The sequence below is a fragment of the Flavobacterium sp. 1355 genome (assembly GCF_017833415.1).
Lineage (GTDB): Bacteria > Bacteroidota > Bacteroidia > Flavobacteriales > Flavobacteriaceae > Flavobacterium.
This window is the reverse complement of sequence record NZ_JAFICC010000008.1, coordinates 186479-212840: the sequence shown is the minus strand read 5'-3', so window position 1 is coordinate 212840 and position 26362 is coordinate 186479. Positions and strand designations below refer to the sequence as shown.

Below are 26362 nucleotides of genomic sequence, written 5' to 3'. Positions count from 1 at the left end.
CTAGGCGATTAACGTCAGTTACAACCTCTGTCCCTTTCCCCTAATCAATTAATAATTGCGTAACTGCCGCAGCATTTATCGCCCATTTTGTGTCGTAAACCTCATCGGCGTTTTGATCTTCGATAATTGTCAGACCTTGAGCTTCCGCTTTAAGCTGTAACAATTTACCAATATTCAATTTGCTGTTTAGTTTTGACAACAACGCCTGAACGCCTTTATAATCCAAACCTCCAACAACTTGTCCTCCGAAGGTCATCTCCAGCCAAATGATTTCTCTTTTGGCTACATCCAAAACTCCAAAAACCAAACCTTTCGCTACATTCTGCGTAACGCGAACCTGATGATCTACACACGACGGATCGTAGGCAACTCCGGTTTTTTCCGAAATTTTCATCGGGTATTTGCTGTTCATCCAGCCTACAACCAAATTTGGCGTAATACTTCCGTTGCTGTACGCATTGCAGGTAAAAGTTACAAATTTTGCGTTGGCTTTTGCCAATTCTTCGATGTTGATGTTGATATATTCGGCAGTTCCAATTTTATTCGGAATATGTCTGATATCACCACTATGCTGACAACCCGTTGTGGTTAATCGGCTGAAAGAACAGATATCAGCTTTATCTTCATAAGCGATATGACAGCTTAAATCCATATCTAAATGCTGTGCCTGCAAATCTTTTCCCCATTGCATAAACAATCGTACTTCGTTACCTTCAATCGGGAAACGTGTTCCCATTAAAGCAACCGGTAAATCCTGAACGGTCTCGCTTCTATCGCCAATCGAAACTGGCATGTTAAACAATTGCGGATCGATATAAATCGTTTTATTTAGGTTTGCGATTGTGGCAAATCGCTGCTTCATCGCTAAAAGACACAACGCTTCGATTTGATTTTTCATCGCTTCTAATTGTGCTTCGTCGTACAAATTCAATAATGCATTTGGCGCAATACGTTTGTTTGTTCCACCCAAAGGTTTCACGCTTCTTTGCATGTTTTTATCAAAATAATTTTGTGCATACATGTTTAAAGTAAACACCAATCTGGCCGGAACTTTATCTATAATTTCTTCAAAATGTGCCACCGTTTCGTCTGCACCAAACCAAAGCATATTCGAAAATAAAGAGCGTGCAAACAATCCCGGACGCTGTTTTAATAAGGCAAATGTTTTATCGGCATCAAATTTTAATCTTGATGTGTTTACTTTACTTTGCCAAACGTCATAAACCTGGTTGTAAAATACATCCATCAAAAAAGCTAATTTTTCAAAGCCTTTTCTTTTGCTGTATTCTGCCAAACGTAACGCTCTGATTACACGAACCCACATTCCTCTTTTTGGGTGCATGATTTCGCACATTGTTTCAACATCCATATCAAGATTTTTCAACCAGTTCGCCACCATCAAACATTCTTTTCTTGAATATTTAAGTTTCAAATCTTTTTGAGATGCAATTTTTGCCTGCGCACTTGTATCCAAAACATTATAAAAATGTTGGGCGTTTTTAGACGTTCTTTTTATGATTGTTTTTGGCTCAATTATCTGCAATAAACCGGTGTTTTTAAACCATAAATATCTTAAAATATCGGTTGGCGATTTAAAGTATTGAGATGCCTTTTCGGCCTGACCTTCTTCAATCAAAACATCAATTACCAACATTAAAGTTTCCTTCATGGCAATATCTGTTTTTGGCAAAGGCAAATATTTCAAAGCCGTTTTTAAACTTTCTACCTGCGTAGCGTCAAGAGCGGTTTTTGATTGCAATAATGATTTGTAGAAATCTTGTAATTCCTTTTCTGACCATAAATCCAATACTTTTAATTTGCTCCCCTGACCGATATTTTCCAGTTTTCCAAATTCAAACGGAGTTCCGCAAAACGGACAGCCGTTGTATTTTTCTAACGGAAAAGTATTATCCGGAATACTATGTCCGCATTGCAAAGTTGTTCCATTTTTTGTTTTAAAAGCATTTCCGAAATACGTCACAATATGATCCAAAACAGATTCTCCCGTTGGGATATTCCATTCTTTAACCAAAGGCGTCCAGTTTTTATCGTTTCCTAAAACTTCTCTTAGCACTTCTAAAACCTCCACTTTATAAGTTGGGTTTACATTGTTTAAAGCGTGTAATAACGATTCAGAAAATGTAAATCCGAGTTTTGAAACATTGGCCAATAAAACCGATGTTGTTGCTGATAAATTTTTATTATCATTCGCAATCATTTCTGATGGAATGAAAATAGCGTTTTGACGCAAACTGATTTTTAATAATGCTTTTGTTTTCATTTTTTTTAATTTTTAAAATTTAGATAATCGTGTTTCTGATTTCTACCTAAAAGATTTTGAAGTAAGAAACACTTGACCTGAAATTTGAGTGTAATGGATTAACTAAGTTTATCTGGTGGCGCTTCCGCCGAGAAGTAAGTTAATCTTGACCCTCATTTTATTAATGATGATTTTAAAACTATGTTCGGATTCGAACCGAAATTAGCCGTGTTCTGAAGTAAGTTTTAATTGACCATTAATAGTGAAGCAGATGGGATTCGAACCCACGACCCGGACATTAAAAGTGTACGAAGTAAGTTTAGATTGACCTTTTATGGATAATTTCAAAACTACCTGCTCTACCGCTGAGCTACTGCTTCATGTAAATTGAATAAAAAGGTAATGGTGTAAGTGTGTACATTGGAAAGTGTTTTCGAAGTAACTCAAACTTAACCTTTCTAACCCAATTTTTTTATTTATGAACGTTTGTTTTTATTTCCTGAGCAAAGATTTCAGAACTACTGCGCAATTATTTTGCGCAGTAAAAAAAGAATTTTATATTTGAGTAAAAAAGGATGAATCTAAAGCAAAAATTCTCTGGACTACTTGCCCCTATTGGTTTTGACGAAAATGAAATCGAACGAAATTGGCTGGATTTAGAAACCACATATTCCACCAAATCAAGACATTACCACAATCTGACACATATAAAAGATATGGTAGAATGTTTTGAAATCTATCTTGATAAACTTCAATTTCCTAATGAAGTATTATTTTCTATTTTTTATCACGATTACGTTTATAAAAGCAGTAAAAAAGATAATGAACTCAAAAGTGCTGAATATGCCGTGAAGATTCTTCCGAAAGAGACCAACCTCAACTCGCAATTAGTTTTTGATATGATTTGTGCCACGCAATTACATCAGCACAATGAAATTGAAGACATTAACTGGCTGATCGATTTTGATTTGAAAGTCCTGGCCAGAGATTGGGACGACTATAAAATCTATTTTGAACAGATTCGAAAAGAATATCGCATTTATCCTGATTTTCTCTACAAACCCGGTCGCGCAAAAGCGTTGAAACATTTTCTGGATAATGAATTTATTTTTCAAACGGAAGAATTCAGGAAATTGTATGAAGAGAAGGCACGGGTTAATATTAAAAAAGAAATTTTGCTACTAGGGTAAAAGTCCCAGTTTGTCATCCTGAGGAACGAAGGATCACACAAGGAACTCGACAAAGATTGGCGATTTCTGTGCGGAGCTTCTGGTGTGATCCTTCGTTCCTCAGGATGACAAAAATGGGTAAAAATCTTTCTAATCTTATAATCTGTGGCATTAAATAAAAAACTTAGTGTCTTACCGCCTTCATGGCAAAAAAACCAAGAAATTATGTCACAAAATAAAAACGCTTTAATTCGCTATAAAACGATAGATAAATGTCTGCAGAATCGATATAGAAAATGGACTCTGGAAGATTTGATCGAATGCTGTTCTGAAGCTTTGTTTGAATACGAAGGTCGTGAGAACCCTATTAGCAAACGAACAATTCAAATGGATATTCAGTTGATGCGGAGCGAAAAACTAGGTTACAACGCACCCATTGTCGTTTATGATAAGAAGTATTATAAATATGAAGACGAGGAATTTACGATAACCGATATTCCGCTGACGGAGAACGATATGAATGTTTTGACAGAAACGGTTTCGATGCTGAAACAGTTTAAGGATTTTTCTTTGTTTAGTGATGTATCGGATATTTTACAGCGTCTGGAAGATAAAATCTACTCTGAAAAATCGCATACAAATCCCGTAATTCATCTAGATAAAAATGAAAACCTGAAAGGATTGCATTATTTAGATGAAATATATCAGGCAATTATTAAGAAAGTGGTTTTGGTAATTACTTATAAATCATTTAAATCAAGAGAAGAAACTAAATTTCATTTTCACCCTTTAATTTTAAAGGAATTTAATAACCGCTGGTTCTTAATTGGTAAAACAAAAAGCTCGCAACCTATTACCAATTTGGCTCTCGACAGAATTATTGCTATTGATTATGATTTTAATCTTCAGTATTTAGACGAAGATTTTGATGCCGAAACTTATTATAAAGATATCATTGGTGTTACGGTTAATGCCGGTTTGAAAGCAAGACGAATCGAACTTTGGATTGATGCTGCAAACGCTCCTTATGTACTCACGAAGCCTTTGCACTCCTCTCAGCGATTGATTAAAGAAAATGAAGACAAGAGCATTATTATTCATTTGTTTGTTATTCCGAATTATGAGATGGAGCGTCTTTTATTGGGATTTGGAGATTGCATAGAAATTCTAAGACCTGAAAATCTAAGAAACCGTATGAAAAAGATACTCCAAAGAGCCGTATTACGTTATGAAACAGAAAATGAAGCTGAATTAAATACATGATTTTTTTGCATAATACAGAATTTAAGAGGAAATAATAACTAAAAAACGATTTTTACAATATCCTAAATGTTAAAATCCAAAAAAAGAATAGTATATTTCAATTCAAATAAAGCCACAAAACACTCCAAATCAGGGGATTTTTTTTATTAACCTAAAAATTATTAAAAAATTATATGCATGCATAGTATTTTTTAATTATATTTGAAATCGATATAGTTACCTATGAAAGACAAAACAATAGATTATATTTTGAGAGCTACATGGCAGGCTGTTTCAAGAATGTATAATGAAGAAGCTGCTAAATACGATGCTACCATGGCGACGGGATTTGCTCTTTTAAGTATGGATAAGGAAGAAGGAACTCCGTCAACCGCTTTGGGCCCGAGAATGGGCATGGAAGCAACCAGCTTAACGAGGACATTGAAATCTATGGAAGAAAAAGGTTTAATCGTTCGCAAAAAAAACCCAAGTGACGGTCGCGGTGTTTTAATTTACCTGACCGATTTTGGAAAAGAAAAAAGAGATTTATCTAAAAATACGGTTCTGAAATTTAATGAAACGGTTAGAAAACATGTCTCAGACGAAAAACTGAAACATTTTATCGAAGTTTCTGAAATCATAAATGAATTAATTCAGGACAAAAATATATTTAATCAAACTGAGAAGTTGGAAAATGAATAATCTTAATAAAGATCATTTCCATAAAAATAAAAACAAATAGTATCAAATATGAAACGCACAATTAAAAAAGTCGCTGTAATTGGATCCGGAATTATGGGTTCAGGAATAGCTTGCCATTTTGCCAACATTGGTGTTGAAGTTTTACTGCTTGACATCGTACCCCGCGAGTTGACAGAAGCTGAAGCTAAAAAAGGATTAACGCTTGAAAGTAAAGCTGTTCGCAACCGAGTGGTAAACGAGCACCTGGCGAATTCATTAAAATCGAAGCCCTCTCCTATTTACAGTCAGAAATTTGCAAATCGAATTACGACTGGAAATACGACCGATGATATGGCAAAAATTGCCAATGTAGACTGGATTATTGAGGTTGTTGTGGAGCGTTTGGATATCAAAAAACTGGTTTTTGAGCAAATCGAGAAATTCCGCACACCGGGAACATTGGTTACTTCAAACACTTCTGGTATTCCAATTCATTTTATGAGTGAAGGAAGAAGCGAGGATTTTCAACAACACTTCTGCGGAACTCACTTTTTTAACCCTGCGCGTTACTTAAAATTATTTGAAATTATTCCTGGTCCAAAAACTTCTACAGAAGTATTGGATTTCTTAAACGAATACGGATCTAAATTTTTAGGAAAAACTTCGGTTGTTGCTAAAGATACTCCGGCATTTATCGGAAACAGAATTGGTATTTACGGAATTCAGAGTTTATTCCATTTGGTAAAAGAAATGGGATTAACGATTGAAGAAGTTGATAAATTGACTGGTCCGGTAATTGGCCGTCCAAAATCGGCTACCTTCCGTACGGTTGACGTTGTTGGTCTGGATACTTTGGTACACGTTGCCAACGGTATTTACGAAAACTGCCCAAACGACGAACAACACGAATTGTTTAAACTTCCTGATTTCGTCAATAAAATGATGGAAAATAAATGGTTCGGAAGCAAAACCGGACAAGGTTTTTACAAAAAAGTAGATAAAGATATTCTTTCTTTAGACTTAGATACATTAGAATATCGTGCTGCTAAAAAAGCAAATTTTGCTACGCTAGAATTAACAAAAACTATTGATAAACCAATCAATCGTTTTAAAGTTTTAGTAAAAGGAACAGACAAAGCGGGTGAATTTTACCGTAAGAGTTTCGCAGGAATGTTTGCTTATGTGTCAAACAGAATTCCTGAAATTTCAGACGAGTTATATAAAATTGATGATGCCATGAAAGCTGGTTTTGGATGGGAAAATGGTCCATTCGAAATCTGGGATGCTATTGGTGTTGCCAAAGGAATCGAAATCATGAAAGCTGAAGGTTTGGAGCCAGCTGCATGGGTTACTGAAATGTTGGCTTCGGGAAGCGAAAGTTTCTACTCTGTAAAAGAGGGAGCGACTTATTTCTACAATATCCCTACAAAATCTCAGGTAAAAGTCCCTGGACAAGATTCCTTTATTATTCTGAACAATATTCGCGAAAGCAAAAAAGTTTGGAGCAATAGTGGAGCAATTATTCAAGACTTAGGAGATGGAATCTTGAACTTAGAATTCCAATCAAAAATGAATACAATTGGTGGCGATGTTTTACAAGCTATCAATAAGGCAATCGACTTATCTGAAAAAGAATATCAAGGTTTAGTTATTGGTAATCAGGCAGCGAATTTCTCTGTTGGGGCCAATATCGGAATGATTTTCATGATGGCAGTTGAGCAGGAATATGACGAATTGAATATGGCAATCAAATTGTTTCAGGACACGATGATGCGCGTTCGTTACTCTTCAATTCCAGTTGTAGTAGCGCCTCACGGAATGACTTTTGGCGGTGGATGCGAAATGAGTTTACACGCTGATAAAGTTGTTGCTGCGGCAGAAACTTATATGGGATTGGTTGAATTTGGTGTTGGTGTACTTCCAGGCGGTGGTGGATCTAAAGAAATGGCTTTGAGAGCGTCTGATTTATTCCGCAAAAATGATGTGGAATTGAATGTTCTCCAAGAATATTTCCTGACTATAGCTATGGCTAAAGTTTCTACTTCTGGTTATGAAGCTTTTGATACCGGACTTCTTCAACATGGTAAAGATATTATCGTGGTAAACAAAGACCGTCAGATTGCCGAAGCTAAAAAACATGCACTGTTAATGGCAGAAGCGGGTTATACACAACCTATAAGAAGAACGGATGTTAAGGTTTTGGGTAAACAAGCACTTGGAATGTTCTTAGTTGGAACTGACCAAATGGAAGCTGGAAAATACATTTCTGAGCACGATAAAAAAATCGCTAACAAACTGGCGTACGTAATGGCCGGAGGTGATTTATCTGAAGCAACTTTAGTATCTGAACAATATTTATTAGATATCGAAAGAGAGGCGTTTTTATCTCTTTGTACAGAAAGAAAAACGTTGGAAAGAATTCAATATATGCTTACCAAAGGTAAGCCATTAAGAAATTAAAAGCCTCGGAGAGGCAACCTGTTTGTAGAAAAACGAAATGATTTTTGATTTAGCTCCGGAGGAGCGACCTGTTTAAAACGAATTATGGCAAATACATATTCACAAATTTACATTCAAATTGTTTTTGCTGTAAAAGGCAGAGAAAATTTGATTAAAAAAGAAAACCGTGAAGAATTGCACAAATTTATTACAGGTATTATTTCAAATAGAGGACAAAAATTATTATCCATTTTCGCAATGCCAGACCACGTTCATATTTTGATTGGAATGAAACCAAACCTTTCAATATCAGATTTGGTAAGAGATATTAAAGCAGGTTCTTCGAAATTTATTAATGATAATAAATGGATTAACGGAAAATTTAATTGGCAAGAAGGATATGGAGCTTTTTCTTATTCTAAAAGTCATTTGGACAATGTGATTAAATACATTTTAAATCAGGAAGAAAACCATAAAAAACAAACGTTTAAGGAAGAATATCTTTCATTTTTAGAAAAATTTGAAATTGAATATGAAGAGAAATATTTGTTTGATTGGGTTGAATAACAAACAGGTTGCAAAAACAGGTCGCTCCTACAGAGCTTATTAACATAGCCCTTAATTAATGCTACAAACAGTATGCCTCTACGAGGCACGAGACTGATTAGCAGAAATAAAAAGGTGTATGTATTTAATATCTAAGAGGTCAACTGTTTTTAGAAAATATAATTTAAATGGCAATTAGCTCCTTGGGGAGCGACCTATAAAATATCAAAAACAATTAAGAATTATGAAAACAGCATATATAGTAAAAGCATATAGAACCGCAGTTGGAAAAGCACCAAAAGGGGTTTTTAGATTTAAAAGACCTGACGAATTAGCAGCAGAAACCATTCAGTTTATGATGGATGAACTCCCTGATTTCGACAAAAAACGTATCGATGACGTTATGGTAGGAAATGCCATGCCGGAAGCAGAACAAGGACTTAATGTTGGACGTTTGATCTCTTTAATGGGATTGAAAGTAGAAGATGTTCCCGGAGTTACAGTAAACCGTTATTGCGCATCTGGATTAGAAACTATCGGAATGGCAACTGCAAAAATCCAGTCTGGAATGGCAGATTGTATCATTGCCGGTGGTGCAGAAAGTATGAGTTTTATTCCGATGGGAGGTTACAAACCAACTCCGGATTACAAAGTTGCGGCTGCGGGTCACGAAGATTATTATTGGGGAATGGGTTTAACTGCTGAAGCGGTTGCGAATCAATACAAAATCTCCAGAGAAGATCAGGATGAGTTTGCTTACAACTCTCATATGAAAGCTTTGAAAGCTCAGGCTGAAGGGAAATTCGACAAACAAATCGTTCCGATTACTGTTGAGCAGACTTTCATCAATGAAAATGGAAAAAAAGAAACGAAATCATACGTTGTAAAACAAGACGAAGGTCCACGTGCCGGAACGTCTGTTGCAGCTTTAGCAGGTTTAAAACCGGTTTTTGCCGCAGACGGAAGCGTTACAGCAGGTAACTCATCACAAATGAGTGATGGTGCTGCTTTTGTTTTAATCATGAGTGAGGACATGGTTAAAGAATTGAATCTTGAGCCAATTGCCAGATTAGTAAATTTTGCTTCATCTGGTGTTGAGCCAAGAATTATGGGTATTGGTCCTGTAAAAGCAATTCCGAAAGCATTGAAACAAGCTGGTTTAGAATTAAAAGATATTGACTTAGTTGAATTAAACGAGGCTTTTGCTTCTCAGTCTCTGGCTGTAATTCGCGAACTAGGTTTAAACCCGGATATCGTAAACGTAAACGGTGGAGCAATCGCGTTAGGTCACCCACTGGGATGTACAGGTGCTAAACTTTCTGTTCAGTTATTCGATGAGATGAAACGCAGAGGTAGTAAATACGGAATTGTTTCGATGTGTGTGGGTACAGGGCAAGGTTCTGCGGGGATTTACGAAGTTCTTTAAGACAAATACGTCTCTTTTTGTCATTTCGACGAAGGAGAAATCACACGCGCTAAGAACGCACTGTGTTGAAATACTGGATGTGATTTCTCCTTCGTCGAAATGACAAGATTGGAGATTCGATTATAAAAATATAAAAACATACAAAAAACAAAAGCAATGGCAGATACAATCGAAAAAAACGTAACCCGTGGTGGTCAGTTTTTAGTTAAAGAAACAAAGTGTGAAGATATCTTTACACCAGAAGATTTCTCAGAAGAGCAGTTAATGATGCGTGACTCTGTAAAAGAATTTGTAGACAAAGAAATTTGGCCTAACAAAAATCGTTTTGAGAAAAAAGATTATGCTTTTACAGAAGAAAGCATGCGCAAAGCAGGTGAACTAGGACTTCTTGGAGTTGCAGTTCCTGAAGAATATGGCGGATTAGGAATGGGATTCGTGTCTACCATGTTGGTTTGCGATTACATTTCTGGTGCTACAGGATCGTTCTCAACTGCTTTTGGTGCGCATACAGGAATTGGAACTATGCCAATTACGCTTTACGGAACTGAAGAACAAAAGAAAAAATACGTTCCTAAATTGGCTTCGGGAGAATGGTTTGGCGCTTATTGTTTGACTGAGCCAGGTGCAGGATCTGATGCGAACTCTGGAAAAACAAAGGCTGTTTTATCTGAAGATGGAACGCATTATAAAATTACTGGACAAAAAATGTGGATTTCGAATGCAGGTTTCTGCAGCGTTTTCATCGTTTTTGCCCGTATTGGAGATGATAAAAACATTACAGGTTTCATCGTAGAAAATGATCCGTCTAACGGAATTTCTATGAATGAAGAAGAGCATAAATTAGGGATCCGTGCTTCTTCTACTCGTCAGGTTTTCTTTAACGAAACAAAAGTTCCGGTTGAAAACATGTTGTCTGAAAGAGGAAACGGTTTCAAAATTGCAATGAATGCTTTAAATGTTGGTCGTATTAAATTGGCTGCTGCTTGTCTTGACGCTCAAAGAAGAGTAACTTCAGGAGCGGTGAAATATGCTAACGAAAGAATTCAGTTCAATACTTCTATTTCATCTTTTGGAGCTATCCGTTCTAAATTGGCCGAAATGGCAACTAGTGCATACGCAGGAGAAAGTGCTTCTTACCGTGCTGCAAAAGATATCGAAGACAGAATTGCAGCTCGTGAAGCTGAAGGGACTTCTCACCAGGAAGCAGAATTGAAAGGTGTTGAAGAATATGCTATCGAATGTTCTATTTTGAAAGTAGCTGTTTCTGAGGATGTTCAGAATTGTGCTGACGAAGGAATCCAAATTTTTGGAGGAATGGGATTCTCTGAAGATACTCCAATGGAAAGCGCCTGGAGAGATGCGCGTATCGCTCGTATCTACGAAGGAACAAACGAAATTAACAGAATGCTTTCTGTTGGTATGTTGATCAAAAAAGCAATGAAAGGCCATGTTGACTTACTTGGACCAGCTATGAAAGTTCAGGAAGAATTAATGGGAATTCCATCTTTTGATACTCCGGATTTTTCTGAATTATTTGCTGAAGAAAAAGGAATCATTGCTAACCTTAAAAAAGTATTCTTAATGGTTGCCGGAAGCGCTGTTCAAAAATACGGACCTGATTTAGATTCACACCAACAATTGTTAATGGCTGCCTCTGATATCTTAATCGAGATCTACATCGCTGAAAGTACTATTCTTAGAACTGAAAAATTAGCCAAAAAAGAAGGTGAAGCAAAAGTTCAGGAACAAATTGCTATGGCAAAATTATACTTATACAAAGCTGTAGATATCGTAAACTCAAAAGGAAAAGAAGGAATTGCTTCTTTCTCTGAAGGAGACGAACAACGTATGATGTTAATGGGATTAAAACGTTTTACAAAATATACCAACTTGCCAAATGTTGTGGCATTAAGAGAAACAATCGCCTCTAAATTAGTTGCAGAAAATTCATACTGCTTCTAATTCAAAAATAGTTTTTAGCTTTTAATTTGTTTAAACCCGCACAAGTCCGAAACTGTGCGGGTTTATTTTTTTGTATTTAAACTGCGAGATATATTCTTACGAAACGCAATATTTTTGCAGTGGTTTGCAAAATATTCGTTAAAATCAGCTCTACATGTGTTGCGCCATAGTCAAATATTAAATGTATTGCATATATTTAACCTTCTAAAAACTAAAAAAACATAAAATGAAACAAACTACTCTAATTGGTTTATTTTTTATGTGCATAGGCATCACCAATACATTTGCGCAAAAAAATAAAAAAATGGATATTATTGCTTACTACACAGGCGATTCTAAACTAATTGATGAATACGAAGTAAGCAAACTGAACCAAATCATTTTTAGTTTCTGTCATTTAAAAGACGGAAAACTAAGTGTTGATTCGGCAAAAGATTCTATCACGATAAAACACCTGGTTGCATTAAAAGCTAAAAATCCACAATTGAAAATTATTTTATCTCTTGGTGGCTGGGGTGGCTGTGAACCTTGTTCTAGTGCATTTTCTACGGCTGAAGGACGGTTGATATTTGCAAAATCTGTAAAAGAAGTAAGTAATTATTTTAAGGTAGATGGCTTAGATCTGGATTGGGAATATCCGGCAATAGAAGGGCTTCCCGGACATTTGTTTCAACCTTCTGATAAACCAAATTTTACAGAGTTAATTAAAATATTGCGCTCAACATTGGGCAAAAAATACGAATTGAGTTTTGCTGCCGGAGGTTTTCAAAAATATTTGGACGAATCTATTGACTGGAAAGCTGTAACTCCGTTAGTTAATCGTATCAACATTATGAGCTATGATTTGGTTAATGGATATTCAAAAGTTACCGGACACCATACACCTTTATACAGCACAAATCCAAATGAAGAATCAACAGACAAAGCAGTTACTTATTTATTAAATCAGGGAGTTCCTGCTGAAAAATTAGTAATTGGAGGAGCATTTTATTCCAGAACATGGAAAAATGTAGAGAATGTAAACAATGGTCTTTATCAGGCCGGAGAGCACATTGAAGGCGTTAATTTTAAAAATTTTGCTTCAACTTATACAGAAGCAAACGGTTGGAAATATTTTTGGGATGAAAAAGCAAAAGCGCCTTACTGGTATAACGCAACTACAAAAACCTTTGCCACATCTGATGACCTTAAATCTATAAAAGCTAAAGCTGAATATGTAAAGTCTAAAAAATTAGGAGGCATCATGTTTTGGGAACTTACTTTGGATAGTCCAAAAGACGGAATGGTTAATGCTATTTACGAAGTTAAGACAGCAAAATAGTAATTGAAAAATAAAAAAATGGCAGTTATTAAATTTTAATAGCTGCCGTTTTTTATTTAAATCCAAAAATTTAGATTATAATTTCAATAATCATTATTCTGTTATTCTGAAATAAAAAAACTTAATTGCCAAATGAAGTTTTCTGTAATTAATTATTTCTTTTCATCTGTCTTAAAAGCTCTTACATTTCCGTCATAAGAAATAAAAGATCTGTTATTACTATTGATGGAAAGTGTTGTTTGCTTATTAAAAAATATTTTAAAAAAAACATCATACACATCATCTTTGCCTTTTACGGTCATTTTTACCGAATAATATTTTTTAGTTTTTTCGATCTTTAAATTTTCAGGTTTGCCTTCAAACTTTATTCCGCCGTCAGATCCGTAACCAACATTAAAGCCACGCCCGAAAAAGGGTAAGTCACAAGTGACATTATCCTGATTGAATTTTAAAAAATAAGTATTATAATCCAAAATAATCATCCTGCCTGTTTGAGGCATTAGTTTTTCGGCATCAAAAACAAAGCTTTTTGAATCTATCAGTACTTCTGTTTCTTTTTGTTTCTGAAGTTCTCTTTCTGCTTTTAATTCCTTTTTTGTTTTTTCCTGAGCATAACCCTGAATACTAAAAAAAGAAAACAGCACAGCTAAAATCGATAATTTCATTTTCATAAAGTAAAGATTAAAGGTTAAAACTTTTCGATTATGGGAAGTTATTTGAAAATCTATACGAATTTACGTAATATTTTCTGCATTCCTTGATCATCAATGCCCGTTTTTTTCATAATTAATTTTGAGTTTTTTTTAACTTTTGAATACAAACATTTCAGACATTTTATGCTAAATTTACTTATAAACTTATTTAATAGCCCGTAAAATGAAAAAAATCATCGCTTCTTTCGCTATAATTACAGCCTTAATTATTGGCTGTAAGTCAAGTACAAAATCAAACGACGCTAAAACTCTGACCGTTGCACTAGAGCCAAAAAGCAACAGTACCGTAACAGGAACTGCCACTTTTACGGAGAAAAACGGCAAGGTAACTTTTGTTGCAAAAGTAGCCGGTTTACAACCCGGAGTTCACGCAATTCACATTCACGAAAAATCTGATTGTAGTGCTGCCGACGGAAGTTCTGCAGGCGGACACTGGAACCCTACCTTTAAAAAACATGGTAAATGGGGAGTTGGAGAATATCACAAAGGTGATATAGGAAACTTTACTGCTGATGACAAAGGTTACGGAACAATCACTTTAACTACCGATGAATGGTGCATTGGCTGTGAAGATGAAACAAAAAATATTCTTGGCAAAGGTTTAATCGTACATCAGGGAACGGATGATTTTACCACTCAGCCTACCGGAAATGCAGGCGGAAGGGTTGCTTGTGCAGGTATCATCAAGTAAAAAACCAATAACCACTATTTTTCACAAAATCTAGTGGTTATTTCATTTAAAAATTAATCTAACAACAAGAAAAAGATATAGCTTTGTATCCTCAAACTAAAGTTAATGATTAACGCATCGGCATCTGGCTGGATAGATAAATTTTTTAGTGAACAAAAGTTTTCAGAAGCAATCCCTTTTGAAAACAAAGATTCTTTTTACTATAAGGTAAGAGAAACAGGATTTATCTATGGGCATATCATTGCTATTGATGCTCAGGTTCCAATTCCAATAAAAGGCTGGTTTAAAACCGAAATTTCTAAGGTCGCTTTATTAAATACTTTATACGGCGTTTTTTGTTTGGAAAAAAGAAGCTCCGAACCAAATAATTTTATTACTGAGGTTCTTAAATTTTACAAAGCAATGAATCCGGAAGGTTTTAGCTTACTAAAAATTTTACTTCCAAAAGACACTCCTTCTTTTGAACTGGAAAACATCATCGACCAGAGAGTTCAGACTAATGACAGCATTATCAGTAAAAACTTTTCACATCTGGTTACCAATGCTTTGTTGTTTATTGACGTATTAGCTTTTAGACAATATCTGGAAAAAGGTGCAATTCCTGAAAAATATCTAAAACGAATTGAAGAAACGGTTCTTGGTATTGTAGGTCTGGCTTTAAAAACCAAAACGGTAAAATCACAGCATGATGATTTACTAATCAAACTTTTTGAAGCTTCCATCAGGTATTCTAAATTCTCAAAAGTTACTGTAGATACTCTGGAAACCTTACAGCTTGATTATTTTAACGATAAGCTGGAGCAGTATTATTTAATCGATATGGCCGGAATGGCATTATGGAGTGATGGTGTTGTAGAGAATGAAGAGGCTTATTTCTTATATTCATTGGGTTCTATGATGGGAGTATCAGATTATTTCGTAACGCAAAGTATTGATACTACACATGCGTTTATAACGACTCATAAAAAGAAAATTCCATATTTCAATTATTCAAATCCTGTGAAGCATTTTTATGATCAGATGACGCATACCGTCGTTAAACTGATTATCAGAAATAAAAACAGATTGGTAAAGGAAATTATGCAAAGTAAGGAATTGGTGGTTCTTCTCGCCTATTCTACCACGAGAGATCTTGATGCAAAGGAAAAGAAGAAAGTAAAAAAACAGCTTTTGGATATTTGCAAAACGATTCCGTCACTAACTATATTTTTATTACCAGGCGGAAGTTTATTACTCCCGATTTTGATCAAGTTTATCCCAACTCTCCTGCCTTCGGCTTTTAATGAAAACCTGGATGAAAACGAATAAAAAAAATCGCCTTAAAAAGGCGATTTTTTATTTTTATAGATTGCTCAGCTGGTAAACATCATCAAGCTCATCATTAGAAGCAATGGTTACATTTAAATCGGTTACAAAACCAGAATTTAAACCGTAAACCCATCCATGAAGCATTAAGTCCTGACCATTTTTCCAGGCAGCCTGTACGATAGAAGTTTTTGCTAAGTTATAAACTTGTTCTTTTGCATTGATTTCAACAAAAGCATTAAAACGTTCTGTTTCATCCTCGATTGAATTTAGATATTTGTCATGCAAACGATACTCATCTTTAATGTGACGAATCCAGTTGTCGATGATTCCAACAGACATATTACCCATTGCAGCTTTTACACCACCACAACCGTAGTGTCCGCAAACAATAACATGTTTTACTTTCAAAACATTTACTGCATAATCCAGAACACTTAGCATATTCATATCAGAATGAACCACCATGTTGGCAATATTCCTGTGTACAAAAACTTCTCCCGGTTTTGCACCGATAATTTCGTTTGCAGGAACACGGCTGTCAGAACATCCAATCCATAATAATGGTGGAGATTGTCCTTTTGCTAAATCAGCAAAATAATTTGGGTCTTTTGCTAACGAATCTTCAACCCATTTTTTATTGTTCTCCAGTATTTGCTTATAAAACTCTTTCATTTTTTTTTTTGATTTTTTTATATTGTCAATGCCCGAGCATATCAAAAGACTTTAATGTAAAGTTATTTAAATTTTGATATCTCTCAAACCGGATCAATACCTTTATTTGTATAATTTGTTTAAAATTTATCTTTTGTTGTTTCTTTTTTAACCAATGCTCTCTTCGCAACATCATAATAATGTTCGATAGAAACGTGATTATCTTTGTCAGGAGTATTCTCTAACTCGTATGCTTTTTTAAAGCCTTTTAGTTTTACTTTAATATTTTCATCAATAGCACGAGTTTCTTTAAACTCACGAATCAAATCTAAAACATCATGCGCAATATACTCTGTATCATGTGCATTGATAATTACTTTAGAGTTTTCAGGAATATCCTTCAAAGTTTGTTTGATGGCCGCTTTATTCAAAAATGAAACTTCCTGAGCTAAATCGATATGTATAACATCTCCATCTTCGTATTCTTCTTTTTTGAAAATATAAGCTCTCTTTAAATTACCTCTCAATACAAAAATGATACTGATAATAATTCCTAATGCAACTCCTTTTAATAAATCTGTTGCAACCACAAATACTAAAGTGGCGATAAAAGGAACGAATTGATATTTTCCTTTGTGCCAAAAATGCATGAAAGTTGCCGGTTTTGCTAATTTGTATCCTACCAAAATTAAAACTGTTGCCAAAGTTGCCAACGGAATTTTATTTAAAATTGCCGGAATACTCAAAACGCTGATTAATAAAAGTACTCCATGGATAATAGCTGACATTTTAGATTTTGCACCTGCATTATTATTTGCAGATGATCTTACTACTACAGAAGTCATTGGCAAACCGCCTAATAATGAACTTAACATGTTTCCAACCCCTTGTGCTCTTAATTCAACATTAGTATCTGTATAGCGCTTTTGAGCATCCATTCTGTCAGAAGCTTCAATGCATAACAAGGTCTCAATAGAAGCTACAATAGCAATTGTAACAGCCACAACCCATACCTTTGGATTTGTTACAGCGGTAAAATCCGGTGTAATAATAATTGATTTGAATTCGTCAAAAGATTTTGGAACCGGTAAAGAAACCAAATGCTCTTTGCCAATAGCTAATGAACTTCCTGTCGAAATAAATATTTCGTTTAGAACTACACCCAGAATAACTGCAATAAGTGCTCCCGGAACTAATTTTAATTTTTTAAGAAAAGAAACTTTATCCCATGAAATTAATATCACTAAAGAAACAATAGAAATTACTACTGCTCCTAAATTGATATGATTAATAACATCAAATAAAAACGAAAACGAATTGCTTCCGTCATTTTGAATAAAAGCCTGGTCTCCTTCAAAATCAGCATCATAACCAAAAGCGTGTGGCAATTGTTTTAAAATAATGATGATCCCGATACCTGCAAGCATTCCTTCGATTACATTGGTTGGAAAATAATTTGATATACTTCCGGCTTTTAAGAACCCTAATGCCAGCTGAATTAATCCAGCAATAAAAACAGACAGTAAAAACACATCAAAAGCTCCAAAATCGGTAATAGCAGTTAATACAATTGCTGTCAAACCAGCTGCAGGACCAGATACACTAATATGTGACTGGCTTAAGTACCCAACTACGATACCTCCAATAACTCCTGCAATAATTCCAGAAAATAACGGCGCCCCAGAAGCCATTGCAATACCTAAACACAATGGAAGAGCCACCAAAAAAACCACTAAACCTGAGGCAAAGTCAGATTTAAGGTTGGCAAAAAGATTAATTTTTTTTGTCATAATACAATACTAAAAATTGAAACATTAAAGATCTCCTGCATTTGATAAAATGCAGTCGGTTTAAAAATAATCGGAAGTATTATACTAAATTGGGTGGTGGAGCAAATATGCTCGGAGAAATATTGTCAAGTTTTACAATATTTTCTGATATGATTGTTTTTTTCTGAATATAAACCGGCATTAAAACTTCGTGTTCTAAAATTACCGGATGTACAATAGATTTAAGTTCTTTATGTACTTCTTCTTCAGAAAGGCTGATAGACATAGTCGCACTGTTACATTTCTTTATCGCCTGAACGATTGTCGGGGTCGATAAAAAAACAATAAATATGAATAATAATATGCGGGCTAATACTTTCATTGAGGCAAAAATAGTGTTAAAGAAATAAAATCAAAGAAACTGGGGGAAAATTTTATAGAAATTTAACATAATAAAAAAAGCAGAATAATACCAGTGTACAATTCTGCTTTTAAACAATTCACCAACAATTAATTACAAGGTTTCTTCTAACCACGCGTTCATCATCCAGATTGTTTTTTCCTGCTCTGCAATAAAGTCACTCATCATAGAATTTGTTCCTTCATCATTAATTTCGCCGGATTTATTTAAAATTTCTCTTTCGATTTTTAGCAAGTCAGATAATGAATGAACAATTAACTGAACCGCTTTTTCGTCGTTTGAAATATTTTTTCCTACCGTCAATTTATTATTTTTTATATAATCTTCAAATGTATGCAAAGGAGTTCCTCCAATTGTTAAAACCCTTTCGGCTATCATGTCAATTTTTAGTTGTGAATCGGTGTATAATTCTTCAAATTTTACGTGCAGATCAAAGAAGCGTTTTCCGCGAATATTCCAGTGAATTCCTCTTAAGTTTTGATAATATACCTGAAAATTGGATAATAATACATTTAATTCTTTTACTAACAATTCTGATTCTTTTACAGGTAATCCTAAAATATTTGTTTTCATAATATTGATTTTTACAACTAATTTACTACAAATTTAAAGCTACTTCTTATTTTTTTATATAATTAAAAATTATATTTTCTTATTTTTGCATCACAAAATACTATCAAAATGACGATAACTCAATTACAATATGTGTTGGCTGTTGCAGAACACAAAAATTTTACACTTGCTGCCGAAAAATGTTTTGTTACTCAGCCTACATTAAGTATGCAGATTCAAAAAATTGAAGAAGAACTAAACATTTTAATTTTTGACAGGAGCAAAAAACCAATACAGCTTACAGATATAGGCCAGAAAATTGTAAATCAGGCCAAAAACATTGTTAACGAAGCAGACCGGATAAAAGATATTGTAGAACAGCAGAAAGGTTTTATCGGTGGCGAATTTCGTTTAGGAATTATTCCTACCATTATGCCTACCCTTTTACCAATGTTCTTAAGTAATTTCATCAAAAAATACCCGAAAGTAAAACTGCTTATTGAAGAGCTTAATACAGATGAAATTATTACAAAATTAAAAAACGGTCATCTCGATGCTGCAATTGCCGCTACACCTCTTGAGGATGAAAAAATTAAAGAAATCGTTTTGTATTTTGAACCTTTTGTTGCCTATATACCGGAACATCATGCAAGTTTTCAAAAAGAAGAAATTGAAGTATCTGATTTAAACCTGAATGAAATTTTACTTTTACAAGACGGCCATTGTTTCAGGGATGGAATTTTAAATCTTTGCAAGAACGGTTCTGACATTGATCAGAATAATTTTCAGATCCAGAGCGGAAGTTTTGAAACTCTTATAAAATTGGCAGACGAAGGCCTTGGCACAACATTACTTCCGTACTTGCACACTTTAGATTTAAAAGAGTCCGATAAACTGAAACTACGAAATTTTAAGGAACCAAAACCTGCTCGCGAGGTAAGTTTAATTTACCCTAAAAGCGAATTAAAAATGCAAATCATTGACGCTATTCGTTCTACTATTGCCGGAGTTGTAAAAGGGGCAATTGTTTTTCAGAATGTTCAAATCATTAGTCCGCTGCAAAAGAAATAGCAATAAAAAAGGAGCCAATTTGGCTCCTTTTTTATTATACTTTAATTAGCAGTAAACTTTGTTCTAATTCTGGTTTCTCAATAATGAAATTTAATAACCATTCTTGCAATTGCTCCATTTCGTATGGTAACAGGGTTTTGATAGCTTTCTCTAACTCTTTACAGAAAAGTACCGGGTCGAAACTTACTCTCTCAAGTATTGATTTCGTGTAATCAAACATCATTTTTGACATAATAAAATAAGATTTTTGGGGGTTATCTATATTTCTAAACTTGCAGCAAATTTAAACAAATACACTACATAAACATTAATTTTAACTTATTTTTTTAAAAACTTTAGCAACGAATACGTTTTCTTAAAACATATAAATCAATTTATAATCATTCTAAACAACTCATTTTAAGTCTTTTTAAAGGCTCGAAACATCTCTCGTTTTCCCGGTGGGCCTGCCAATTTTTCTACTGTAAATCCAACAGAAATCATACTCCTTTTAACAACTCCCCTGGCGGCATAGGTTACTAATACTCCATTTGGCTTTAAACTATTGTACATTTTCTGAAAAATTTCTGTGCTCCACAACTCCGGTTGTACCCTGTATCCGAAGGCATCAAAGTAAATCAAATCAAAAATTTCAAAATCATTGATTTCATCAAAAAATTGTTTCCTTTTGGTTAACGAGAACAGATCGCAAATTTCGATTTCCTTGTCCCATTCTGATTTATGCATTTTTTCAAAAATGTTATGAAATTCCAATGATTCCAGTTCTTCAACATAGTTCATTGCGAGCAATTCCTCTGCACTCACAGGATATGCCTCAACTCCGGTATAATTAATTTTTTGCTTTTTATTTTGCGATTCCAGAAAAGTAATAAAAGCATTGAGTCCGGTTCCAAAACCAATTTCAAGAATACTGACCGGGTTATTATCAAATAAGGCAAGTCCGTTTTTAATAAATACGTGTTTTGCTTCCTGTATGGCGCCGTGCTTAGAATGGTAACTTTCATTCCATTCGCTCAAATGTATTGTTGTTGAGCCGTCTAGCGTTTTAATTATTTCTCTTTTCACTTTTTGAAGAATTTATAATACGATTCTGTTGGTTTTCAAGCTGTTTTACGAGCCAAATTTAGTCAAAACAAATGCGTAAAGCCTGAAAAAACGATCCTTTTTTCATAAATTCTTTATAAAAACCTCCCATTTTTTTGAGTTTATTATAAGATAAATAAATCTCAGTTAAACAAGGTAATTAATGCATTTTTAGTAAGCAAATTATATATTTTTCCTTAATTTTGCATTCAATAAATCTATTATACCAAATCATTACTTTAGTATGCTATCGCAATGAAAATTACATAAAAACTTTACACTATTATGAGTACAGCTCAAACAAGCAAAATTGAAATCAGAAAAGCTACTTCGTCTAAAATAAGCGCAGTTGACTTTGAAAACTTAAGCTTTGGTTCTGTTTTTACAGACCATTTATTTGAATGTGATTTTAAAGACGGTCAGTGGCAAAACCCTGTCATTAAGCCATATGCTCCAATTTTAATGGATCCTTCTTCTAAAGTCTTTCATTATGGGCAAGCTATTTTTGAGGGAATGAAAGCTTATAAAGATGAAAATAATGATGTTTGGCTGTTCAGACCTGATGAAAATTACAAACGTTTTAATAACTCTGCAGTCCGTATGGCAATGCCGGAAGTTCCGGAAGATATTTTTATGGATGGATTGAATGAATTATTAAAAATTGATCAGGAATGGATTCAAAGAGGAAACGGAGCAAGTATGTATATCCGTCCTTTTATGATTGCTACCGGCCCTGGTGTTATTGCAAATCCTTCTGACGAATATAAATTCATGATCTTACTGTCTCCTGCAAAATCATATTATGGCGGCGAAGTAAAAGTAATAATTGCAGAACATTACAGCAGAGCTGCAAATGGCGGAATCGGAGCTGCAAAAGCTGCCGGTAATTATGCTGCACAGTTTTACCCAACTAACCTGGCAAACAAAGAAGGTTTTCAACAGGTTATCTGGACTGATGATGCAACGCATACAAAATTAGAAGAAGCGGGAACAATGAACGTTTTCTTTAGAATTAATGATACATTATTAACTGCCCCAACAAGCGAAAGAATCTTAGACGGTATTACCAGAAAAAGTTTGATTGCAATGGCAGAAAAAGAAGGACTTAATGTAGAAGTTCGTCCTGTAATTGTTTCAGAATTGGTAGATGCTGCTAAAAACGGATCTCTAAAAGAAATTTTTGGTGCCGGAACTGCTGCTGTAATCAGTGTTATCAAAGGATTCTCTTATAAAGATGAATACTATGAGATGGCACCAATCGAGAATTCTTACGCATCTTTCTTAAAAGAAAAACTAACAAATCTTCAAAACAAACTTTCTGAAGACACATACGGATGGACAGTTAAAGTTCAATAATCCAAAGTTTTAAAATAAATAAAAGCCCGACGTTTTGATTACGTCGGGCTTCTTTTTTTTATATTAATAAAATCAGGTTAGAGTAATTTCGAAAAATCAGGTTTAAAATAATTCGGACCTTTCATTACTTTTCCGTCTTCTCTATAGATTGGTTTTCCATCCTCACCCAACTTACTCATATTACTACGCTGAATTTCGTCAAAAATAGCTTCCATTTTATCCTGAAGGCCATGTTCAATAATAGTTCCACACAAAATATACATCATATCTCCAAGTGCATCAGCAATTTCAACCAGATCATTTTTCTGAACTGCATCAAGATATTCTTCATTTTCTTCTTTCATTAAATTATAACGAAGATACTTTTTGGTTTCCCCAACATCTGCAAGTGGAGTTTCACTGTGTCCTATATTAAAAGCAGTATGAAATTCTTTTACTGCATCTATTTGTTTTTTCATGATTTTATTTAATTAATTGGAATACCAAATTAGCAACTATTCGTATACAATTCTCTAAATTTGTCAAAAATAATTATCAACTATGTTTAGTCAGGGACAATTAATATTCGCAGTCTGTTTTTTTGTAGCATTTGTAATCGTAATGGTATTTGCTTACCGAAAAGATTTGTCATTGCACAAAGTATTTTATAAAGGAAATTATAAAGTATTAATTGGTTTTCTTCTCTTTATTGTAATATTGTTTGTCATCAAAATATTTTTAAAAAGATAATTATAGTTTTTTTTCATATATTTAAAAACCCAAAAACAAATCTTTAGATAAAAATATAATTAAACTGTATTGTTTTAGTTTATGCTGTTTACAAGACAAGTAATAAATTTATAACTTTACAACACCAAACAACCTACCCAATGAAGATTTTAAAATATCTGTTTCTTTTATCGTTACTAAGCTTAGTTGCTCTTACTGTTTTTGTTGCTACTCAAAAAGGGAATTTCTCTGTTGAAAGAAGCAAAGTCATTAATTCGCCAAAAAGCACAGTTTATAACTATGTAAATGATCTGAGAAATTCTGAAGATTTTGAATCCTGGGTGGCTGAAGATCCTACAATTGTAATGTCATTCCCCAATAAAACAATTGGAAACGGGGCTTCGTTTTCATGGGAAGGTACCGAAGGAAACGGAAACACCATTACCATTGATGCAAAAGATGGCGAAAACATTCATCAGAAAATAAATTATAACGGAACCGAAGCTGATGTAAACTGGACTTTTAAGGATACTTTGGCCGGGAAAACTAAAGTTACCTGGAAAGCTAAAGGAACTATGAGTTTTTTGTTTAAAATATACACCGCATTAAATGGCGGATCTGATAATGTAATTGGAACTGTATATGAAAAAAGCCTTGTAAACATTGACAAAAATCTAGATTACGAAACCAAAACGTATACTATTAAAGTTTACGGTGTTGTAAAAAAGGCCGAAACGCCTTACATCAAACAGACCTTTACAAGTGAAATTCAAAAGGTAAATAAAAATGCCCGTGTTGTAATTCCGAAACTTATAAGTTTTAGTAAAGCAAATGGCCTTCATGCCAACGGAAAACCTTTTATAATATACCATACTTACGACACGGCAAACGGCTTAGCCAAAATATCAATTTGTCTGCCTATCAATAAGGAAATTTCGATAAGTGCCGGAAGTGATATACTAGCCGGAAAATTAAATGGTTTTGAGGCTGTAAAAACAACTCTTACCGGTGATTATTCACACACCAACGAAGCCATTACAAAAACCAAAGCTTTTATTAACAACGGAAAAATTATTCCGGAACTGGCGTGGTCTCATCTTGAAATTCTGGTTCTTAGCAAGCTAGATGTAAAAAGCCCGTCAAAGCTAATGACCGAGATTTATTTTCCGGTAAAATCTAATGCAGTTATTGCTCCTGCGGTAACAGCACCGGTATATAACCAACAACCGGCAGAAGGAGAAACACCACAAACGACACAGCCAGCAGCTACTACAACAGCTAAACCAACAGTTGCCAAACCTGCAGCAACCAAGCCCGCAGCAACAAAACCGGCGGCAACAAAACCGGCAGCGACCAAACCTGAAACAACAAAACCTGCAGAAGAAGAATCTGAGTTCTAAAAAAAATAACGAAGGCATATTAAACCTTTTGTTCTAAATTCATTCTAACAAGATATAAATCATAAAGCTTGACAGACGAGAAGGAATTTATAGCACAATTATTAAATCCTAAAACGCAAAATACTGCGTTTCAAAAACTCTTGTCCGATTATCAAAGGCCACTGTATTCGCATATTCGAAATATTGTTTTGAATCATGATGACGCGGATGATGTTTTGCAGAACACTTTTGTGAAAATTTTTCAATATTTAAAAAATTTTAAAGGAGAAAGTAAACTCTTTTCCTGGATGTATCGTATTGCAACCAACGAAGCGCTTACTTTCCTTAATCAAAAGGCTAAATTAAGCGGGATTACATCAGAAGCACTGCAGAATAAAACCATCGATAATCTAAAAGCAGATGTATATTTTGATGGAGACGAAATTCAGATAAAGCTTCAAAAAGCAATAGTGACATTGCCGGAAAAACAGCAATTGGTATTTAAGATGAAATATTTTCAGGAATTAAAATATGAAGAAATTGCAGAAATTCTGGGAACTTCTGTTGGTGCACTAAAAGCGTCTTATCACCATGCGGTAAAAAAAATCGAATTATATGTTACATCAAATTAAACCTTTTGTTATAAAACATATCTTATAGACATGAAAGAATTTAAATTAGAAAACGAGTCGAAGATAACAACCGGTTTTAAAACTCCGGAAAATTATTTTAATGATTTTTCGACAAAAGTTTTAAATCAGATCAATGAAGGAGAGGTAAAAGTTATACCAATTTATAAACGTAAAAAGGTATTGGCAATGCTGGCTGCTGCAGTAGTTTTTATTGCCTTGATGATTCCTGTTGTAAATAATTACAATAACACATCAAAAGACCTTGATGCTAACACTTTAGAAACATACCTGGCTTATCAGTCTAATCTTAATCAATATGATTTGATTAACCAGCTTGATACAAAAGATATTGAATCTCTTAATAATAATGTTGCCTTAGAACAGGAAACACTCGAAGATATTCTTTCTTCTAATCCAAATATTGAAAATTTAATTTCAGAATAAATAAAAACGTACAACATGAAAATCAAAAATATACTTCCGGTACTTTTATTTTTTGTTAGTTTTTCATTCTATGCCCAAAATGACAAAACTGACGAAAAACGTGAAAAAATCAAGGCTTTTAAGGTTTCATTTTTGACTACTGAACTGGAACTGACTTCTACTGAAGCAGAGAAATTCTGGCCAATTTATAATGCTTATGATGATAAGCAATTTGAATTGCGCCATGAGAAAATGAAAACTTATTTACGCAAACTGGATGATGATAATATCAATTCGCTTTCAGAAAAAGAAGCTTGTACGCTTCTTTCACAAATAGAGAGCACCGATAAGGAATTATATCTTTTGCGGGAAAAATATATGGCGAGCCTTAAAAAGGTTCTTTCCTCTAAAAAAATATTGAAGCTAAAAAAATCAGAAGATGATTTTAACCGAAAACTGCTAAAACAATACAGAGAAAAGGCCGGCAAGAGCTAATAAAAGAAACAACAGCGATAAGGATCCTATATAATAATACTTACTTTATTATTTAGGGTTCTTA

25 protein-coding genes and 1 tRNA gene are annotated in these 26362 nt (G+C 34.2%); 16 read left to right on the top strand and 10 right to left on the bottom strand.

Annotation, left to right across the window (positions count from 1 at the left end; genetic code table 11):
- Nucleotides 1–40: 40 nt before the first annotated feature.
- On the bottom strand, nt 41–2281 hold the full coding sequence (locus tag JOD96_RS12140) for a hypothetical protein (protein WP_209564534.1): 2241 nt from the start codon (nt 2279–2281) through the stop codon (nt 41–43).
- 242 nt (nt 2282–2523) lie between these two features.
- Nucleotides 2524–2640: transfer RNA gene (locus JOD96_RS12135), tRNA-OTHER, on the bottom strand.
- Between the two features lie 195 nt (nt 2641–2835).
- Here JOD96_RS12135 and JOD96_RS12130 point away from each other — a divergent pair.
- The 8 genes from JOD96_RS12130 (at nt 2836) to JOD96_RS12095 (ending at nt 13046) form a co-directional block, all read left to right on the top strand.
- Nucleotides 2836–3450, top strand: a complete 615-nt coding sequence (locus tag JOD96_RS12130) for a hypothetical protein (RefSeq protein WP_209564533.1) — start codon at nt 2836–2838, stop codon at nt 3448–3450.
- Between the two features lie 204 nt (nt 3451–3654).
- Nucleotides 3655–4692: a helix-turn-helix transcriptional regulator gene (locus JOD96_RS12125; protein ID WP_209564532.1), complete on the top strand. Its 1038-nt coding sequence runs from the start codon at nt 3655–3657 to the stop codon at nt 4690–4692.
- A gap of 222 nt (nt 4693–4914) precedes the next feature.
- Nucleotides 4915–5373, top strand: a complete 459-nt coding sequence (locus JOD96_RS12120) for a MarR family winged helix-turn-helix transcriptional regulator (RefSeq protein WP_209564531.1) — start codon at nt 4915–4917, stop codon at nt 5371–5373.
- Between the two features lie 48 nt (nt 5374–5421).
- Nucleotides 5422–7812, top strand: a complete 2391-nt coding sequence (locus JOD96_RS12115; RefSeq protein WP_209564530.1) for a 3-hydroxyacyl-CoA dehydrogenase/enoyl-CoA hydratase family protein — start codon at nt 5422–5424, stop codon at nt 7810–7812.
- 84 nt (nt 7813–7896) lie between these two features.
- Nucleotides 7897–8358 carry an IS200/IS605 family transposase gene (gene tnpA, locus JOD96_RS12110; protein ID WP_209564529.1) on the top strand — a complete coding sequence of 154 codons (462 nt, stop codon included), beginning with the start codon at nt 7897–7899 and terminating at the stop codon, nt 8356–8358.
- Between the two features lie 223 nt (nt 8359–8581).
- On the top strand, nt 8582–9763 hold the full coding sequence (locus tag JOD96_RS12105; protein WP_209564528.1) for a thiolase family protein: 1182 nt from the start codon (nt 8582–8584) through the stop codon (nt 9761–9763).
- Between the two features lie 156 nt (nt 9764–9919).
- On the top strand, nt 9920–11725 hold the full coding sequence (locus JOD96_RS12100) for an acyl-CoA dehydrogenase family protein (RefSeq protein WP_209564527.1): 1806 nt from the start codon (nt 9920–9922) through the stop codon (nt 11723–11725).
- Between the two features lie 226 nt (nt 11726–11951).
- On the top strand, nt 11952–13046 hold the full coding sequence (locus JOD96_RS12095) for a glycoside hydrolase family 18 protein (protein WP_209564526.1): 1095 nt from the start codon (nt 11952–11954) through the stop codon (nt 13044–13046).
- A 152-nt stretch (nt 13047–13198) separates the two neighbouring features.
- Here the strand turns inward: JOD96_RS12095 and JOD96_RS12090 are convergent, their stop codons facing one another.
- Nucleotides 13199–13717, bottom strand: a complete 519-nt coding sequence (locus JOD96_RS12090; RefSeq protein ID WP_209564525.1) for a DUF4251 domain-containing protein — start codon at nt 13715–13717, stop codon at nt 13199–13201.
- A gap of 205 nt (nt 13718–13922) precedes the next feature.
- Between JOD96_RS12090 and JOD96_RS12085 the strand changes: the two genes are divergently transcribed.
- Complete coding sequence (locus JOD96_RS12085; protein ID WP_209564524.1) at nt 13923–14450, top strand: superoxide dismutase family protein; 528 nt, start codon at nt 13923–13925, stop codon at nt 14448–14450.
- A gap of 105 nt (nt 14451–14555) precedes the next feature.
- Nucleotides 14556–15758: an LETM1-related biofilm-associated protein gene (locus tag JOD96_RS12080; RefSeq protein ID WP_209564523.1), complete on the top strand. Its 1203-nt coding sequence runs from the start codon at nt 14556–14558 to the stop codon at nt 15756–15758.
- Between the two features lie 33 nt (nt 15759–15791).
- On the opposite strand, the gene can is transcribed toward JOD96_RS12080, so the two are convergent.
- From can to JOD96_RS12060, 4 genes are all read right to left on the bottom strand, one after another.
- Nucleotides 15792–16430, bottom strand: coding sequence for a carbonate dehydratase (gene can, locus JOD96_RS12075; RefSeq protein WP_209564522.1), 639 nt, complete (start codon nt 16428–16430; stop codon nt 15792–15794).
- Between the two features lie 119 nt (nt 16431–16549).
- Nucleotides 16550–18199: a SulP family inorganic anion transporter gene (locus tag JOD96_RS12070; protein ID WP_209564521.1), complete on the bottom strand. Its 1650-nt coding sequence runs from the start codon at nt 18197–18199 to the stop codon at nt 16550–16552.
- Nucleotides 18200–18278: 79 nt separating this feature from the next.
- Nucleotides 18279–18560, bottom strand: a complete 282-nt coding sequence (locus JOD96_RS12065; RefSeq protein WP_209564520.1) for a hypothetical protein — start codon at nt 18558–18560, stop codon at nt 18279–18281.
- Between the two features lie 132 nt (nt 18561–18692).
- Nucleotides 18693–19172 (bottom strand): Dps family protein, encoded by a 480-nt coding sequence (locus JOD96_RS12060; RefSeq protein WP_209564519.1) that lies wholly within the window; start codon nt 19170–19172, stop codon nt 18693–18695.
- A gap of 108 nt (nt 19173–19280) precedes the next feature.
- Between JOD96_RS12060 and JOD96_RS12055 the strand changes: the two genes are divergently transcribed.
- Entirely contained in the window at nt 19281–20222 is a 942-nt protein-coding gene (locus JOD96_RS12055) for a LysR substrate-binding domain-containing protein (RefSeq protein ID WP_209564518.1), read from the top strand.
- 34 nt (nt 20223–20256) lie between these two features.
- Here JOD96_RS12055 and JOD96_RS22470 read toward each other — a convergent pair whose 3' ends face one another.
- Together JOD96_RS22470 and mnmD are read right to left on the bottom strand one after the other, a co-directional pair.
- Nucleotides 20257–20454, bottom strand: coding sequence for a hypothetical protein (locus JOD96_RS22470; protein ID WP_245188402.1), 198 nt, complete (start codon nt 20452–20454; stop codon nt 20257–20259).
- 167 nt (nt 20455–20621) lie between these two features.
- The gene (gene mnmD, locus JOD96_RS12050; RefSeq protein ID WP_209564517.1) at nt 20622–21287 is read right to left on the bottom strand and encodes a tRNA (5-methylaminomethyl-2-thiouridine)(34)-methyltransferase MnmD; all 666 of its coding nucleotides are present in this window, start codon (nt 21285–21287) and stop codon (nt 20622–20624) included.
- Nucleotides 21288–21590: 303 nt separating this feature from the next.
- Here mnmD and JOD96_RS12045 point away from each other — a divergent pair, with 303 nt between their 5' ends.
- Complete coding sequence (locus JOD96_RS12045) at nt 21591–22661, top strand: branched-chain amino acid aminotransferase (protein WP_209564516.1); 1071 nt, start codon at nt 21591–21593, stop codon at nt 22659–22661.
- Between the two features lie 77 nt (nt 22662–22738).
- Here the strand turns inward: JOD96_RS12045 and JOD96_RS12040 are convergent, their stop codons facing one another.
- On the bottom strand, nt 22739–23119 hold the full coding sequence (locus JOD96_RS12040) for a nucleoside triphosphate pyrophosphohydrolase family protein (RefSeq protein ID WP_209564515.1): 381 nt from the start codon (nt 23117–23119) through the stop codon (nt 22739–22741).
- Nucleotides 23120–23530: 411 nt separating this feature from the next.
- On the opposite strand from JOD96_RS12040, the gene JOD96_RS12035 reads away from it, so the two are divergent.
- The 4 genes from JOD96_RS12035 (at nt 23531) to JOD96_RS12020 (ending at nt 26298) form a co-directional block, all read left to right on the top strand.
- A complete protein-coding gene (locus tag JOD96_RS12035) occupies nt 23531–24769 on the top strand; it encodes an SRPBCC family protein (protein ID WP_209564514.1) in 1239 nt (412 codons plus the stop codon).
- A gap of 68 nt (nt 24770–24837) precedes the next feature.
- Nucleotides 24838–25380: an RNA polymerase sigma factor gene (locus JOD96_RS12030; protein ID WP_209564513.1), complete on the top strand. Its 543-nt coding sequence runs from the start codon at nt 24838–24840 to the stop codon at nt 25378–25380.
- 30 nt (nt 25381–25410) lie between these two features.
- Nucleotides 25411–25824 (top strand): hypothetical protein, encoded by a 414-nt coding sequence (locus JOD96_RS12025; protein WP_209564512.1) that lies wholly within the window; start codon nt 25411–25413, stop codon nt 25822–25824.
- Nucleotides 25825–25839: 15 nt separating this feature from the next.
- Nucleotides 25840–26298, top strand: a complete 459-nt coding sequence (locus JOD96_RS12020) for a sensor of ECF-type sigma factor (RefSeq protein ID WP_209564511.1) — start codon at nt 25840–25842, stop codon at nt 26296–26298.
- The last annotated feature ends 64 nt before the right edge of the window (nt 26299–26362 follow it).